Genomic DNA, 16370 nt, shown 5'->3' on the forward strand with positions numbered 1-16370 from the left:
GTCCTGGTTACGGTAGGTCGCGACGCCGTTAGCACGTTGCTGCAGGAAGTTGTCAGCGCCGTAGGTATCGCCGCCAAATTCTGGCAGAACGTCAGTCCAGGAAGTTACGTCGTAGATTACGCCGTAGTTACGACCGTAATCGAAAGAACCCGCCTCAGCGAATTTCAGACCCGCGAACGCCACACGCGTCCAGGACTGATTGTCACCTTCAGTGGTGTTGCCCTGAATCTGGTATTCCCACTGGCCGTAACCGGTCAGCTGATCGTTAACCTGAGTTTCGCCTTTGAAGCCAAGACGCATGTAGGTCTTGTCGCCGTCGTTACCCTTGTCGTCAGAGAAATAGTGCAGACCATCAACTTTACCGTACAGATCTAATTTGTTGCCATCTTTGTTATAAATTTCGGCCGCATTTGCTGCGCCTGCCACCAGGAGTGCTGGTACCAGGAGGGACAGTACTTTAACTTTCATTTTATTAACCCTCTGTTATATGCCTTATAATTGCCACTGCTTACTGGTTAACCCTCATTAACCAGTCGGCAATTTCATTCTCCGCAAAATCACAGAATAATCCAATGCGAATATGATACGAAAACTTTGAAGATGTTTCATTTATCTGTGAACATGTTTCAAAATGTAAATATCAAGGAACTTTTACAAAGCACAAATAGCTTAGAAATTTAGCACTTATAATCAAAAGAAAAATAACACACATAAAAATCAACAAGTTATAATAAAAATCGTTACAGCACTGAATGACAAAACAAGATCGCGCCTAATCTCTAAAATATCTCTCGCTATCATCATTAACTTTATTTATTACCGTCATTCAGTTTTGAATGTCTGTTTATCCCTAATTGAGCCGGATGCTTCGCATTCGGTTTTTTTTTTACCTTTCTTTACGTAACTTCTCATTTTTTGTGCTACCGCACCGAAACTGTAACGACTATTAACTAAATCTTCACCGCTATCCTTCGCTAGCGGAATATTGATGTAAAACTTAATTTCTTGTTAATTCGTGCTATTTGCTAGCTAAGCGCACTTATTATTTGTACGCGCACGGCGTGTTTGTACATGTTTAGTGCGTCACCTGCCGCCGATATTGTCCGTTGAAAAAGTCGCCTTTTCCCGGGCAGTGGCGCTGGAAATTCAGTTATTACCCTTTATACTGCCCTATCGCCACAGAGCATGACCATGACGGGTTAAAGATATCAATGAGTCAGACTGAAACTACCGCCCCGAGCAAATTTTCCCTCCTTCCCGGGAGCATCACCCGTTTCTTTCTTCTTTTGATCGTTGTGCTGTTAGTGACCATGGGGGTGATGGTACAAAGCGCGGTTAACGCCTGGCTGAAGGATAAGAGCTATCAGGTCGTCGATATCACCCATGCCGTGCATAAGCGCATCGATACCTGGCGCTACGCCACCTGGCAGATTTACGACAATATCGCGGCCGCCCCGGCCTCCTCGTCCGGAGATGGACTTCAGGAGACACGGCTTAAGCAGGATGTCTACTATCTCGAAAAACCGCAGCGTAAGACCGAGGCGCTTATTTTTGGCTCTCACGACAGCGCGACGCTTGAGATGACGCAGCGTATTTCAACCTATCTGGATACCCTCTGGGGTGCCGAAACGGTGCCATGGTCGATGTACTATCTGAACGGTCAGGACAACAGCATGATCCTGATCTCAACGTTGCCGTTAAAAGATCTCTCTTCCGGGTTTAAAGAGACCACCGTGGGCAGCATCGTCGATTCCCGCCGGGCAGAGATGCTGCAGCAGGCGAATGCCCTCGATGAACGTGAGAGCTTCTCTTCCCTGCGTCGTCTGGCCTGGCAAAACGGTCATTATTTTACCCTGCGCACTACGTTCAACCAGCCGGGACACCTGGCGACGGTAGTGGCCTTCGATTTACCGATTAATGATTTAATCCCGCCGGACATGCCGCTCGACAGCTTCCGTCTGGAGCCCGACAGCAGCACCCAGAACATGCGGGCGGCGTCTGACAAAGAGGCCGCAGAGAGCGTATCGATCTCCTTTAACGGCTCGAAAATCGAAATTGCCTCATCGCTGAATTCGACCGGTATGCGTCTGGTGTGGCAGGTGCCGTTTGGCACGCTGTTGCTCGATACCCTGCAAAATATCCTGCTGCCTCTGCTGTTAAATATCGGTCTGCTGGCGCTGGCGCTGTTTGGCTACAGCACCTTCCGTTTCCAGTCGGGTCGTCAGAGCGACGCCTCTGCGGTTCCGGCCGGCACCAGCAATGAGCTGCGCGTATTGCGTGCATTGAATGAAGAGATTGTTTCCGTGCTGCCACTTGGGGTCTTAGTTCACGACCAGGAGGCGAATCGTACGGTGATGAGCAACAAAATTGCCGACCATCTGCTACCGCATCTTAACCTGCAGAACATCACCACCATGGCGGATCAGCATCAGGGAGTGATTCAGGCCACCATCAACAATGAACTGTACGAAATCCGTCAGTTCCGCAGCCAGGTGGCTCCCCGCACGCAAATCTTCATTATTCGCGACCAGGATCGCGAAGTGCTGGTCAATAAAAAGCTCAAGCAAGCACAAAGACTGTATGAGAAAAACCAGCAGGGGCGCGCCGCATTCATGCAGAACATTGGCGATGCCTTCAAGCAGCCGTTAAAAACGCTGGCGACCCAGGCGGCGGCGTTAAACACCGCTGAAAGCCACCAGCTTGCCTGCCAGGCCGATTCGCTGGTCAGAATGGTCGATGAGATCCAGCTGGCAAACATGCTGGAGAATGATTTCTGGAAGGGTACGCCAACCCTCTTCTCCATTCAGGAACTGATCGATGAAGTGGTGCCGGAAGTGCTGCCCGTCATTAAGCGCAAAGGGTTGCAGCTGCTGATCAATAACAATCTCCCTGCGAATGACGAACGCCACGGCGATCGTGAAGCGCTGCGGCGTATTCTGCTGATGATTATTCAGTACGCCGTGACCACCACGCAGATTGGCAAGATCACCCTCGAAGTTGGCACTGAGGAGTCAGCAGAAGACCGCCTGACGTTCCGCATCCTGGACACCGGGGAAGGCGTCACCACGAGTGAAATTGATAATCTGCACTTCCCGTTCCTGAATGACACGCAAAGCGATCGCTACGGCAAGGCCAATGCCCTGACCTTCTGGCTGTGCGATCAGCTGGCGCGTAAGCTCGGCGGCCATCTGAATATCAAAGCCCGTGAATCCCTCGGCACCCGTTATTCTCTGCACGTGAAAATGGCGGCCAATCCGCAGGAAGAAGATGAAGAACGTCTGCTGGATGATGTCGTGGTGATGGTCGATGTGACCTCGAACGAGATCCGCAATATTGTCGTTCGCCAGTTAGAAAACTGGGGTGCGGCCTGCATCACGCCGGATGAAAGACTTGCAAGTCAAGAATTTGATCTGTTTTTAACTGATAATCCGTCTAATCTTACTGCCTCCGGCTTGCTTTTAAGCGATGATGAGTCAGGCGTGCGGAAAATCGGCCCTGGCCAGCTGCGCGTCAACTTTAATATAAGCAATGCGATGCAGGAAGCTGTACTACAACTAATAGAAGAGCAGCTGGCGCAGGAAGAGATAGCGGAATCCCCGTTAGGCGGCAATGAAAATGCCGAGCTTCACGCCAGCGGATACTATTCACTCTTTGTTGATACAGTACCAGATGATGTTAAGCGGTTGTATACTGAGTCCGCTGCGAATGATTTTGCAGCGCTGGCACAGACAGCACACCGGCTTAAAGGGGTGTTTGCCATGCTTAATCTGGTTCCCGGCAAGCAGTTATGTGAAACGCTGGAACATCTAATTCGTGAGAAAGATGCCTCTGGCATTGAAAAATACATCAGCGACATTGACGCCTACGTCAAAAGCTTGCTGTAGCAAGGTAGCCTTATACATGAACAATATGAACGTAATTATTGCCGATGACCATCCGATTGTACTGTTCGGTATTCGCAAATCACTTGAACAGATCGAGTGGGTGAATGTAGTCGGTGAATTTGAAGACTCTACAGCACTGATCAATAACCTCCCAAAGCTTGATGCACACGTGCTCATTACCGATCTCTCCATGCCTGGAGACAAGTACGGTGATGGGATCACGCTCATCAAATATATTAAACGTCACTTCCCGGATATCTCGATCATTGTTCTGACCATGAACAACAACCCGGCGATCCTGAGCGCGGTTCTGGATCTAGACATCGAAGGGATTGTGCTGAAACAGGGCGCACCGACCGATCTGCCAAAAGCGCTTGCTGCGCTGCAGAAAGGCAAGAAGTTCACGCCTGAGAGCGTCTCTCGTCTGCTGGAAAAAATCAGCGCGGGTGGCTACGGTGACAAACGCCTGTCGCCGAAGGAGAGTGAAGTTCTGCGCCTGTTCGCTGAAGGTTTCCTGGTGACCGAGATTGCCAAGAAGCTGAACCGCAGCATTAAAACCATCAGCAGCCAGAAGAAATCAGCGATGATGAAGCTTGGCGTGGACAACGATATTGCACTGCTGAACTATCTCTCCTCCGTCACGCTGAGCGCAACGGACAAGGATTGATCTCAACGGGTGTGCGGCCTGATGCCCTCACCCCGCCCCTCTCCCACCGGGAGAGGGTGAAAAGCTTAAAAGGCCCTTGCGGGCCTTTTTTATATTCTTGTTTTTCTCACGCGCTCCGCGTAAATCGACAATGTCTGCTTCAGCACGTCCAGCGTCACCGGTTTCGACAGACAGCTGTCCATGCCTGACTCCAGACAGCGCTGCTTCTCTTCCGCCAGCGCGTTCGCCGTTACGCCCACCACCGGCAGCGTCAGGCCCAACTGTCGGATGCGCTGCGTCAGACGGTAGCCGTCCATGTTTGGCATGTTGACGTCGCTAAGTACGATATCAATATGATTTTTACTCAGCACGTTCAGCGCATCCACACCGTCATTGGCCGTTTTGCACTGGTAGCCCAGCGATCCAAGCTGGTCAGCCAGCAGGCGGCGGTTAATCGGATGGTCATCCACCACCAGAATCATCATATCGTCATTCACTGACGCCAGAGACTCGGGTGACGGCAATCCGCCCGCGCCGTCGCGCTCTTCCAGCTCCACTTTGTAGATGCGCGCCAGCAGGCTCAACAGCTCGTGCGGGGTTGCGACACTATGTACCCATTCCCCAGGCGCACGCTCGACAGGAATGCCGATGTGGCGACGACAGAAGAGCACCGACCCTCTTCCCTGCCACGGCTGATCCGGCATCTCGTCGGCGATCAGCACATCGTCCACGTCCGGCGTTTGACCTTCATAGCGGCACACCCTCACGCCGCTGTGGGCAAGCAGCGCCGTCAGGTAGTCATTCAGCGAGGCGTTATGCACCGCCAGCCAGCAGCGCTTATCGCTCAGCCCGTCTACCGTGGATTTTGCCGGATACTGCGCCGAATAGAGCGGAATGCGGATGGTGAACTGGCTGCCCATGCCGGGCTCGGTATCCACCGAGATATCACCGTCCATCATGCTGACGAGCTTCTCACAAATCGCCAGCCCCAGTCCGGTTCCCTGGAAGTTACGCTGCACGCCGGTACCGACCTGGAAGAACGGATCGAACAGACGAACCACTTCCTTCGCCGGGATACCGACGCCCGTGTCGCGCACGCGAATGCTCAGGTAATCCCCCGCCCGACAGACGTGCAGCACAATACAGCCGGTATCGGTGAATTTAATGGCGTTGCTGAGCAGGTTAGAGATGACCTGCTGCAGGCGCATCGGATCGCCGTGCAGCGTCAGCGGCACATCCGGCTCAATAAAGCAGTAGAGCCCCAGCTGTTTACGCACGACCAGTGGCAGATAGTTGGCGCTGATATGGTTCATGACCTCGCGCGGCGAGAACTCCCGCGGCTCGATTTTCAGCTGCTCAGACTCAATTTTAGAGAAGTCGAGAATATCGCTGATGATTTTCAGCAGCAGGCTGGAGGAGTTGTTCATCGCCGTCACCAGCCTGTCGACCCCTTTCGGCAGCTCTTTCGTCTGCAGCAGGTCGAGGTTACCGATGATCCCGTACAGCGGCGTTCGCAGCTCGTGGCTGACGGTCGCAAGGAACATGGATTTCGACTGGCTGGCCTGCTCTGCCGCCTGCGCCATCTCCTGCAACGACTCTTCCATTTTCACGCGCGCGGAGACATCCACCAGCACGCAAATCGCCACGTTTTCATTGCGATAGCGGGAATGGACAAAGCTAATCTGCAGGTTGGTGTGCGTGCTGGTGAGCACGTCGACAAAGTTAACCTGCTGACCGCAGATAATTTGCGTCAGCCTTTGCCGGTCCTCATGCGTCAGCATATTCAGGTAGTTATGTGCCAGTTCGTTACTCAGGATGTTGGTACCGTCCTGGGTACGCAGAATACAGATCCCCACCGGCGCCGAAGCGACAATCTTCCGGTTAAACTGCTCGTGTTCCTCCAGCCGCTGGGCGTCGCTCTCGGCGGGAATAAAGATTTTTCGTTCATACATGCGCGCCAGGGTGAACAGAGCCCCACCCGCGATCAGGTTCAGCAGAATGGCATTCATGATGAGAATGCGTATCCGCTCAAGCACCATGTCCACCGGCAGCGAATAGACGATACTCAGCGAGGAAGGCGGCAGGCTCTTCTTCAGCACCAGCTCGCGGAAACCCGAGGTATAGCCAAACCACGACCGCTCCTGCATCCAGTGGGGTTCGACGTTAAGCCGGTTATCCGGTCCGGCAAGCGAGATCAGCTGATGACCGTTTTCATCCAGAATGGTCACCCCCATGGGCAGGCTGCCCGGGGTGAAAAAGTTTTCCATGCGAATGGTCTGCTCAATCCCCAGCAGCGCCTGCAGGCGATTGCCGAGATACACCGGCGTCAGAGCGTAGAAATAGCCCACGCCCGGACGCGGGCCCTGGCTCACCCAGAAGATGTTATTGCCGCGTTCGTCCTGCGGCGCATTGCGGTATTTCACAATACGTTCATGCAGGCTTTTCAGCGCATCGTCACGCTCAACGGGCACGTCGCGCAGGCCAAAGTCAGCCATGCAGAGATTCTCGCTGCCAATCAGGAAGACGCGGTTCAGGTCATAGGCGGCGGAGAAATTGTCGCGCCAGTAGCGCATAAACCAGGCAAGGGATTCCAGCGACCCGCGCCAGGAATTGCTCATGGTGGAGCAATCGGAGTCCGGGAACAGCGGCTGGAAATCCGGGACTTCAGTTTTGTCATCACGCCCGCGAAGCGCAAGGATGCCGTTTTCCGCCGTCAGACGATTTTCGGCAATATACTTCAGCTCCTTCATCACGTCAGACGTTCGCTGAATGTAGCGCTGGGCCTGGTCGGAGCTTAAGTTAAACTCCTGGCGGATCTCCGCTTCTTTCTGGTGCAGCGCGTTAACGATGTAAAACACCGAGAACAGGGCCACCAGCAGCCAAAGCAAGAGCGCCAGCGCCCGAAACAGATAGCGAGAGACTTTCAGCGTAGTACGAAAGGAGACGAGGTATTTCAAGGGGGCGAGGCTCCGCCGTCGGGGTCAAAAGAATGTGGTTAAGGTAGCGGTAAACGCGCCAGGTCGCAACGTTGACTTATCTGCTTGTGCAAAAGAAAAGGGCCGGAATCCGGCCCTTTTTTGCATCAGAAGACATTACTCGTCAGCATCATCCGCTGCGTCATCGTCAGTGTCGACTTCCGGCGCGATATCATCATCGCCTTCCGCAACGCTACCGTCGATGGAGTCGAGCTCTTCGTCATCCACCGGCTCAGCAACGCGCTGCAGACCCACCACGTTCTCATCTTCCGCTGTACGGATGAGGATTACGCCCTGGGTATTACGCCCTACCACGCTGATCTCAGACACGCGGGTACGCACCAGCGTACCGGCATCGGTGATCATCATGATCTGGTCCGCATCGTCCACCTGCACCGCGCCCACAACGGAACCGTTGCGCTCGGTAACTTTGATAGAGATAACGCCCTGCGTGCCGCGAGACTTGGTTGGGTATTCCCCTTCCGCCGTACGTTTACCGTAACCATTCTGCGTTACGGTCAGGATAGCCCCTTCACCGCGCGGAATAATCAGAGAAACCACGCTGTCTTCGCCAGCCAGCTTGATACCACGCACGCCCGTCGCGGTACGACCCATCGCACGGACGGCGTTCTCTTTAAAGCGCACCACTTTACCGGCCGCAGAGAACAGCATCACTTCATCAGAACCGGAGGTCAGATCCACACCGATCAGCTCGTCGCCTTCGTTCAGGTTCACGGCGATAATACCGGCAGAACGCGGACGGCTGAACTCGGTCAGCGCGGTTTTCTTCACGGTACCGCTGGCGGTCGCCATAAAGACGTTCACGCCCTCTTCGTACTCGCGTACCGGCAGGATGGCGGTGATACGTTCGTCCGCTTCCAGCGGCAGCAGGTTAACGATTGGACGACCACGTGCGCCACGGCTCGCTTCCGGCAGCTGATAGACTTTCATCCAGTACAGACGACCGCGGCTGGAGAAGCAGAGGATCGTGTCATGGGTGTTAGCCACCAGCAGGCGGTCAATAAAGTCTTCTTCTTTAATACGTGCCGCAGACTTGCCTTTACCGCCACGACGCTGTGCTTCGTAGTCGGTCAGCGGCTGATACTTCACATAGCCCTGGTGAGACAGGGTGACCACCACGTCTTCGCGGTTGATCAGATCTTCAATGTTGATATCAGAGCTGTTCGCGGTGATTTCGGTGCGGCGCTCGTCGCCGAACTGATCGCGGACCAGCTCCAGCTCTTCACGGATCACTTCCATCAGACGCTCTGCGCTACCCAGGATGTGCAGCAGCTCAGCAATCTGTTCCAGCAGCTCTTTGTATTCGTCGAGCAGTTTTTCATGCTCAAGGCCGGTCAGTTTCTGCAGACGCAGATCCAGAATCGCCTGGGCCTGCTGTTCAGTCAGGTAGTACTGACCGTCACGCACGCCGAATTCAGGTTCCAGCCACTCAGGACGCGCTGCGTCATCGCCCGCACGTTCCAGCATCGCGGCGACGTTACCCAGATCCCACGGACGGGAAATCAGGGCAGCTTTCGCTTCCGCCGGGGTTGGCGCACGACGGATCAGTTCGATGATCGGGTCGATGTTGGCCAGCGCAACCGCCAGCGCTTCAAGGATGTGCGCACGGTCGCGCGCTTTGCGCAGTTCGAAGATGGTACGGCGGGTCACCACTTCACGGCGGTGACGCACGAACGCGCTCAGGATCTCTTTCAGGTTCATGATCTTCGGCTGACCATGGTGCAGTGCAACCATGTTGATACCGAAGGAGACCTGGAGCTGAGTCTGGGAGTACAGGTTGTTCAGCACAACCTCACCCACCGCGTCGCGTTTAATCTCAATCACGATGCGCATACCGTCTTTGTCAGACTCGTCACGCAGCGCGCTGATGCCTTCAACGCGTTTTTCTTTTACCAGCTCGGCGATTTTTTCAATCAGACGCGCTTTGTTCACCTGATACGGGATCTCGTGAACAATGATGGTTTCACGGCCGGTTTTAGCGTCCGCTTCCACTTCGGCGCGGGCACGGATGTAAATCTTGCCGCGACCGGTGCGGTACGCTTCTTCAATACCACGACGACCGTTGATGATCGCCGCCGTCGGGAAGTCCGGGCCCGGGATGTGTTCCATCAGCCCTTCAATGCTGATGTCTTCATCGTCGATATAGGCCAGGCAGCCGTTGATCACCTCGGTGATATTGTGCGGCGGAATGTTGGTTGCCATACCGACCGCGATACCGGACGAACCGTTAACCAACAGGTTCGGGATCTTGGTGGGCATCACATCTGGGATGCGCTCGGTGCCGTCGTAGTTATCGACGAAATCAACGGTCTCTTTTTCCAGGTCGGCCATCAGCTCATGAGCGATTTTCGACATACGGATTTCCGTATAACGCATCGCCGCAGCGGAGTCGCCGTCGACTGAACCAAAGTTACCCTGGCCATCTACCAGCATGTAGCGCAAGGAGAATGGCTGCGCCATACGAACGATGGTGTCATAAACGGCGGTATCACCATGCGGGTGATATTTACCGATGACGTCACCGACGACGCGGGCAGATTTTTTATAGGCTTTATTCCAGTCATTGCCCAATACGTTCATGGCGTATAGTACGCGACGGTGTACCGGCTTAAGGCCATCGCGGACGTCCGGCAGCGCACGGCCAACAATGACCGACATCGCATAGTCCAGATAGGAGCTCTTCAGCTCTTCCTCGATGTTAACCGGTGTAATTTCTCTCGCAAGGTCGCTCATCTAACCGCTATCCCTCTACTGTATCCCGGATTCAAAGGTCGCAAATTATAACACAGCCGAGGTGATTGAGGTAAACCTATACGCTTTATTCACGGGGATTGCCTGATATACTCATTCGTCTTGCTAAATAAGGAGTAAAAGCGCCCATGAATGCCGAAAAATCCCCGGTGGTTCACAACGTTGACCACGAAGAGATTGCCAAATTTGAAGCGGTGGCGTCCCGCTGGTGGGATCTCGAAGGTGAGTTCAAACCGCTGCACCGTATTAACCCGCTGCGTCTGGGCTATATCGCGGAGCGTTCCGGCGGTCTGTTCGGTAAGAAAGTGCTCGACGTCGGCTGCGGCGGCGGTATCCTGGCGGAAAGCATGGCGCGCGAAGGGGCGAATGTTACGGGCCTGGATATGGGCTTTGAACCGCTGCAGGTGGCCCGCCTTCATGCGCTGGAGTCCGGTATACAGGTGGAATACGTGCAGGAAACCGTAGAAGAGCACGCGGCAAAACACGCCCATCAGTACGATGTGGTGACCTGCATGGAGATGCTGGAGCACGTTCCCGATCCGCAGTCGGTGGTGCACGCCTGTGCAAAACTGGTAAAACCGGGCGGCCAGGTCTTCTTCTCAACCCTCAACCGCAACGCTAAAGCCTGGCTGATGGCCGTCGTCGGCGCGGAGTATGTGCTGCGCATGGTGCCGAAAGGGACCCACGACGTGAAGAAATTCATTAAGCCTGCAGAGCTGTTAAGCTGGGTTGACCAGACGTGGCTCAAAGAGCAGCACATCATCGGCCTGCACTACAATCCGCTGACCAATAAATTCAAACTCGCACCGGGCGTTGATGTTAACTATATGTTGCACACAACCGCCAAAAACGACTAACGTCATTCGTTATTCTTATAAAGATTGCGCGACATCATGTTGCGCAATTCTGACCTCTCGTTGAAGAAATCAGCACTCGATCAAATTTTGAATTTTTTTTCTTAATTATTGACATGTCTTCCAGGCCTTACGGTACGAGGACTTAGCCTTTTTTACCCTTTCACAACCTCAATTTAACGTCAAAATCAACCCTTGTGCTGAAAAGATTCGATACTAGAATACTCACCATATAGCGTTTTTCTTATCGCAAACCCCCTATATGTAGTATTTATCCACAGAGTTAGTCACAAGACGGATCTGTGGATAAGCGGGGGATATTTTTTATTTCACGGACAGGTAAAACCCACATGAATCAGAGTCTGCTGGTGACAAAGCGCGACGGTACTACCGAGCGTATCAATCTGGACAAAATCCATCGAGTTCTCGACTGGGCAGCAGAAGGACTGAACAACGTATCTATCTCCCAGGTTGAACTGCGTTCTCATATTCAGTTCTACGACGGCATCAAAACGTCTGATATCCACGAAACTATCATCAAAGCGGCGGCGGACCTGATCTCCCGCGAAGCACCGGATTATCAGTACCTGGCTGCACGTCTGGCGATTTTCCACCTGCGTAAAAAAGCCTACGGCCAGTTTGAGCCGCCGAAGCTTTACGATCACGTGGTGAAAATGGTTGAGCTGGGCAAATACGACACGCATCTGCTGGAAGACTATACGGAAGAAGAGTTCGAGCAGATGAACGGGTTTATCGATCACTGGCGCGACATGAACTTCTCCTACGCGGCGGTGAAGCAGCTCGAAGGCAAATACCTGGTTCAGAACCGTGTAACCGGTGAGATCTACGAAAGCGCCCAGTTCCTCTACATTCTGGTGGCCGCCTGCCTGTTCTCAAACTACCCGCGTGATACCCGTCTGGATTACGTGAAGCGTTTCTACGATGCGGTATCGACGTTCAAAATTTCTCTGCCTACGCCAATCATGTCTGGCGTGCGCACCCCTACCCGTCAGTTCAGCTCCTGCGTCCTGATCGAGTGTGGTGACAGCCTGGATTCCATCAACGCCACCTCCAGCGCCATTGTGAAATACGTTTCCCAGCGTGCAGGTATCGGCATCAACGCCGGCCGCATCCGTGCGCTGGGCAGCCCGATTCGCGGCGGTGAAGCGTTCCACACCGGCTGTATCCCGTTCTATAAGCACTTCCAGACGGCAGTAAAATCCTGCTCTCAGGGCGGCGTGCGCGGCGGTGCTGCGACCCTGTTCTACCCGATGTGGCACCTGGAAGTGGAGAGCCTGCTGGTTCTGAAAAACAACCGTGGTGTCGAAGGCAACCGCGTGCGTCACATGGACTACGGCGTGCAGATCAACAAGCTGATGTACACCCGTCTGCTGAAAGGTGAAGACATCACCCTGTTCAGCCCGTCCGACGTTCCAGGCCTGTATGACGCGTTCTTCGCCGATCAGGACGAGTTCGAGCGTCTGTACACCAAATATGAAAAAGACGACAGCATCCGCAAGCAGCGCGTGAAGGCGGTAGACCTGTTCTCCCTGATGATGCAGGAACGTGCCTCTACCGGCCGTATCTACATCCAGAACGTTGACCACTGCAACACCCACAGCCCGTTTGACCCGGTTGTTGCACCAGTGCGCCAGTCTAACCTGTGCCTGGAGATCGCTCTGCCGACCAAACCGCTGGAAGACGTGAACGACGAAAACGGCGAAATCGCGCTGTGTACGCTGTCCGCGTTCAACCTGGGCGCGATTAAGAGCCTGGACGAGCTGGAAGAGCTGGCCGTGCTGGCGGTTCGTGCCCTCGACGCCCTGCTGGACTACCAGGATTACCCAATCCCGGCAGCGAAACGCGGTGCGATGGGCCGCCGTACCCTGGGTATCGGCGTGATCAACTTCGCCTACTGGCTGGCGAAAAACGGCAAGCGTTACTCCGACGGCAGCGCTAACAACCTGACGCACCAGACGTTTGAAGCCATTCAGTACTACCTGATGAAAGCCTCTAACGAGCTGGCGAAAGAGCAAGGCGCGTGCCCGTGGTTCAACGAAACCACCTACGCGAAAGGCATTCTGCCGATCGACACCTACAAAAAAGACCTGGATGCGATCGTCAGCGAGCCGCTGCATCTCGACTGGGAAGGCCTGCGCGAGTCCATTAAAACGCACGGCCTGCGTAACTCCACGCTCTCTGCTCTGATGCCGTCCGAGACCTCTTCGCAGATCTCTAACGCTACCAACGGTATCGAACCGCCGCGCGGCCACGTCAGCATCAAAGCGTCGAAAGACGGCGTGCTGCGTCAGGTCGTACCGGACTACGAAACGCTGGGCAACAACTACGAGCTGCTGTGGGAAATGCCAAACAACGACGGCTACCTGCAGCTGGTGGGTATCATGCAGAAGTTTATCGACCAGTCGATCTCTGCCAATACCAACTATGACCCGACGCGCTTCCCGTCAGGCAAGGTTCCGATGCAGCAATTGCTGAAAGACCTGCTCACCGCCTATAAGTTTGGCGTGAAAACGCTGTACTATCACAACACCCGTGACGGTGCGGAAGACGCGCAGGACGACCTGGTTCCGTCAATTCAGGACGATGGCTGCGAAAGCGGCGCATGTAAGATCTAATGTAAATGCCGGGTGGCGCTACGCTTACCCGGCCTACGTTTTTAGGACACACTCATGGCATATACCACCTTTTCACAGACGAAAAACGACCAGCTCAAAGAGCCGATGTTCTTCGGCCAGCCGGTCAACGTGGCACGCTACGATCAGCAAAAATATGACATCTTCGAAAAGCTGATTGAAAAGCAACTCTCCTTCTTCTGGCGCCCGGAAGAAGTGGATGTCTCCCGCGACCGTATTGACTACCAGTCGCTGCCGGATCACGAAAAGCATATCTTCATCAGCAACCTGAAGTACCAGACGCTGCTGGACTCTATTCAGGGCCGTAGCCCGAACGTGGCGCTGCTGCCGCTGATCTCCATTCCAGAGCTGGAAACCTGGGTGGAAACCTGGGCGTTCTCCGAGACGATCCACTCCCGCTCTTACACCCACATCATCCGCAACATCGTGAACGATCCGGCGGTGGTGTTTGACGATATCGTCACCAACGAGCAGATCCAGAAGCGCGCGGAAGGCATTGCCCATTACTACGACGAACTGATCGAGATGACCAGCTACTGGCATCTGCTGGGCGAAGGCACCCACAACGTGAACGGTAAAACCATCACCGTAAACCTGCGTGCGCTGAAAAAGCAGCTGTACCTGTGCCTGATGAGCGTCAACGCGCTGGAAGCGATCCGCTTCTACGTGAGCTTCGCCTGCTCCTTCGCCTTTGCCGAGCGCAAGCTGATGGAAGGCAACGCCAAGATTATCCGTCTGATTGCCCGCGATGAAGCCCTGCACCTCACCGGTACCCAGCACATGCTGAACCTGCTGCGCAGCGGTACGGACGATCCGGAGATGGCGGAAATCGCCGAAGAGTGCAAACAGGAGTGCTACGACCTGTTCGTACTGGCGGCTCAGCAGGAGAAAGAGTGGGCAGATTACCTGTTCCGCGACGGCTCCATGATTGGCCTGAACAAAGACATCCTGTGCCAGTACGTTGAGTACATCACCAACATCCGCATGCAGGCTGTCGGTCTCGACCTGCCGTTCCAGACGCGCTCTAACCCAATCCCGTGGATCAACACCTGGCTGGTGTCCGATAACGTGCAGGTTGCGCCGCAGGAAGTGGAAGTGAGCTCTTATCTGGTCGGTCAGATTGATTCTGAAGTCAACACTGACGACCTGAGCAACTTCCAGCTCTGATGCCACGCGTCACGTTAAGTCTTTCCGGCACTGAGGTACTGTGTCGGGAGGAGCACCCTTCTCTGCTGGTGGCGCTTGAGGCGCATCAGGTAGAAGTAGAGTACCAGTGTCGTTCCGGCTACTGCGGCTCCTGCCGCTGCCGTCTGGTCGCAGGCCAGGTAGACTGGCTGACCGAGCCGCTGGCCTTTATCAACGAAGGGGAAATTTTGCCCTGCTGCTGCCGGGCAAAAGGCGATATCGAAATCGAGATGTGATTGCCCTTATTCCCTCTCCCTGTGGGAGAGGGAATAAGGGCATCAGGCCGCAGAGCCTGATTGTCGGGTGTCGGCCTCGCCTTACCCGACCTACAAAACCTACTTCCGGTGAATGAATTCAACCGCTTTATCCGGGAAATCCGTAAACAGTCCGTCCACGTCCGCCTGGTTATACAACACCTCATAAAGCTGATTCACATTCGTGGCATACGGCGGCAGCTGGTCTGCACGCACGGTATACGGATGCACCTGCATCTTGCTGTCGTGCGCCTCTTTCACCATCGCCGTCAGCTTCACGTGGCCCGGCGCTGAGCCCTCCGCCACCAGCATGTGATAATCCGGCCCGATGCCGTCGGCGTACTGCGCAATCTGCTTCATCGCGCCCGGCTTAAACATCCAGTCGTAGTTGTAGTTAACCCACTTCCCGTCCGGCTGTTTCTCCTGAGTTTCATTCCAGTCAGTGTAGGCAATCAGCTGCACCAGGTTGAGGTTCATGCCCATCTTCGGCTCCAGCTCGGTTTTGATGCGCTTCAGCTCGGCGGCATCAAAACACTGCAGGTAGACTTTGTCCTTCTTGCTGGTGTAGCCGTACTGCTTCAGCACCTCCAGCGTCTTTGCGGCAATGTCTTTTCCTTCCTGATGGTGGAACCACGGCGCTTTGATCTCCGGGTAGATACCGATATTTTTACCGGTTGAGTGGTTCAGCCCCTGAACAAACTCAATCTCTTCCTGGAAGGTATGAATGCGGAAGTCAGATTTGCCCATCGGGAAACGTCCCGGATAGACCTGCACCTTCTTGCCGTTTTCAATCTCGAAGCCTTCGGTAAACTTCAGGGAACGGATCTCCGCCAGGGTGAAATCAATGGCGTAGTAGCGGCCATCTTTTCGCGCGCGGTCCGGGAAACGCTCCGCCACGTCCGTCACGCGGTCCAGATAGTGGTCATGCAGGACCACCAGCTGGTCGTCCTTCGTCATCACCAGATCCTGCTCGAGGTAATCCGCACCCTGCGCATAGGCCATCGCTTTCGCCGGCAGCGTATGCTCCGGCAGATAGCCACTCGCGCCACGGTGGGCAATAACGATTTTATCCGCCGCCAGCGCGGAGCCTGTCATCAGGCCCGCCAGCAGCAGGCCTGTCGCTAACTGAGTTAATTTCATCGTAAA

At 54.5% G+C, this 16370-nt stretch carries 10 protein-coding genes; 6 read left to right on the forward strand and 4 right to left on the reverse strand.

The features are described from left to right. On the reverse strand, positions 1-468 hold a 468-nt coding region (locus AC0TNG_RS09290), incomplete at its 3' end, for a porin (protein WP_473713410.1). Between the two features lie 743 nt (positions 469-1211). On the opposite strand from AC0TNG_RS09290, the gene rcsD reads away from it, so the two are divergent. Further along, positions 1212-3884, forward strand: coding sequence for a phosphotransferase RcsD (rcsD, locus tag AC0TNG_RS09295; RefSeq protein WP_090419925.1), 2673 nt, complete (start codon positions 1212-1214; stop codon positions 3882-3884). Positions 3885-3900: 16 nt separating this feature from the next. Beyond that, positions 3901-4551: a response regulator transcription factor RcsB gene (gene rcsB / locus AC0TNG_RS09300; RefSeq protein WP_003859405.1), complete on the forward strand. Its 651-nt coding sequence runs from the start codon at positions 3901-3903 to the stop codon at positions 4549-4551. 89 nt (positions 4552-4640) lie between these two features. On the opposite strand, the gene rcsC is transcribed toward rcsB, so the two are convergent. Together rcsC and gyrA are read right to left on the reverse strand one after the other, a co-directional pair. After that, positions 4641-7487 carry a two-component system sensor histidine kinase RcsC gene (rcsC, locus tag AC0TNG_RS09305; RefSeq protein ID WP_061714731.1) on the reverse strand — a complete coding sequence of 949 codons (2847 nt, stop codon included), beginning with the start codon at positions 7485-7487 and terminating at the stop codon, positions 4641-4643. A 135-nt stretch (positions 7488-7622) separates the two neighbouring features. Further along, the gene (gene gyrA / locus AC0TNG_RS09310) at positions 7623-10259 is read right to left on the reverse strand and encodes a DNA topoisomerase (ATP-hydrolyzing) subunit A (protein ID WP_024908202.1); all 2637 of its coding nucleotides are present in this window, start codon (positions 10257-10259) and stop codon (positions 7623-7625) included. Between the two features lie 146 nt (positions 10260-10405). Here gyrA and ubiG point away from each other — a divergent pair, with 146 nt between their 5' ends. The 4 genes from ubiG to yfaE all read left to right on the forward strand — a co-directional run bounded on the left by ubiG (position 10406) and on the right by yfaE (position 15206). Further along, positions 10406-11134: a bifunctional 2-polyprenyl-6-hydroxyphenol methylase/3-demethylubiquinol 3-O-methyltransferase UbiG gene (ubiG, locus tag AC0TNG_RS09315; protein ID WP_024908203.1), complete on the forward strand. Its 729-nt coding sequence runs from the start codon at positions 10406-10408 to the stop codon at positions 11132-11134. A gap of 347 nt (positions 11135-11481) precedes the next feature. Next, positions 11482-13767 carry a class 1a ribonucleoside-diphosphate reductase subunit alpha gene (gene nrdA / locus AC0TNG_RS09320; protein WP_032646595.1) on the forward strand — a complete coding sequence of 762 codons (2286 nt, stop codon included), beginning with the start codon at positions 11482-11484 and terminating at the stop codon, positions 13765-13767. A gap of 54 nt (positions 13768-13821) precedes the next feature. Then, positions 13822-14952, forward strand: coding sequence for a class Ia ribonucleoside-diphosphate reductase subunit beta (gene nrdB, locus AC0TNG_RS09325; protein WP_023312514.1), 1131 nt, complete (start codon positions 13822-13824; stop codon positions 14950-14952). Continuing rightward, positions 14952-15206, forward strand: coding sequence for a class I ribonucleotide reductase maintenance protein YfaE (gene yfaE, locus AC0TNG_RS09330; RefSeq protein WP_023325749.1), 255 nt, complete (start codon positions 14952-14954; stop codon positions 15204-15206). The genes nrdB and yfaE overlap by 1 nt, the downstream gene beginning before the upstream one ends. Positions 15207-15305: 99 nt before the next feature. Here yfaE and glpQ read toward each other — a convergent pair whose 3' ends face one another. Next, complete coding sequence (gene glpQ / locus AC0TNG_RS09335; RefSeq protein ID WP_090419931.1) at positions 15306-16364, reverse strand: glycerophosphodiester phosphodiesterase; 1059 nt, start codon at positions 16362-16364, stop codon at positions 15306-15308. Between the last annotated feature and the right edge of the window lie 6 nt (positions 16365-16370).

Source organism: Enterobacter sp. PL_is514, from assembly GCF_055816715.1.

What these genes read in the sequence shown, in the direction of transcription:
- rcsD (WP_090419925.1), top strand. Translation starts at nt 1,212, where the DNA reads ATGAGTCAGACTGAAACTACCGCCCCGAGCAAATTTTCCCTCCTTCCC.
- rcsB (WP_003859405.1), top strand. Translation starts at nt 3,901, where the DNA reads ATGAACAATATGAACGTAATTATTGCCGATGACCATCCGATTGTACTG.
- gyrA (WP_024908202.1), bottom strand. Translation starts at nt 10,259, where the DNA reads ATGAGCGACCTTGCGAGAGAAATTACACCGGTTAACATCGAGGAAGAG.
- ubiG (WP_024908203.1), top strand. Translation starts at nt 10,406, where the DNA reads ATGAATGCCGAAAAATCCCCGGTGGTTCACAACGTTGACCACGAAGAG.
- nrdA (WP_032646595.1), top strand. Translation starts at nt 11,482, where the DNA reads ATGAATCAGAGTCTGCTGGTGACAAAGCGCGACGGTACTACCGAGCGT.
- nrdB (WP_023312514.1), top strand. Translation starts at nt 13,822, where the DNA reads ATGGCATATACCACCTTTTCACAGACGAAAAACGACCAGCTCAAAGAG.
- yfaE (WP_023325749.1), top strand. Translation starts at nt 14,952, where the DNA reads ATGCCACGCGTCACGTTAAGTCTTTCCGGCACTGAGGTACTGTGTCGG.
- glpQ (WP_090419931.1), bottom strand. Translation starts at nt 16,364, where the DNA reads ATGAAATTAACTCAGTTAGCGACAGGCCTGCTGCTGGCGGGCCTGATG.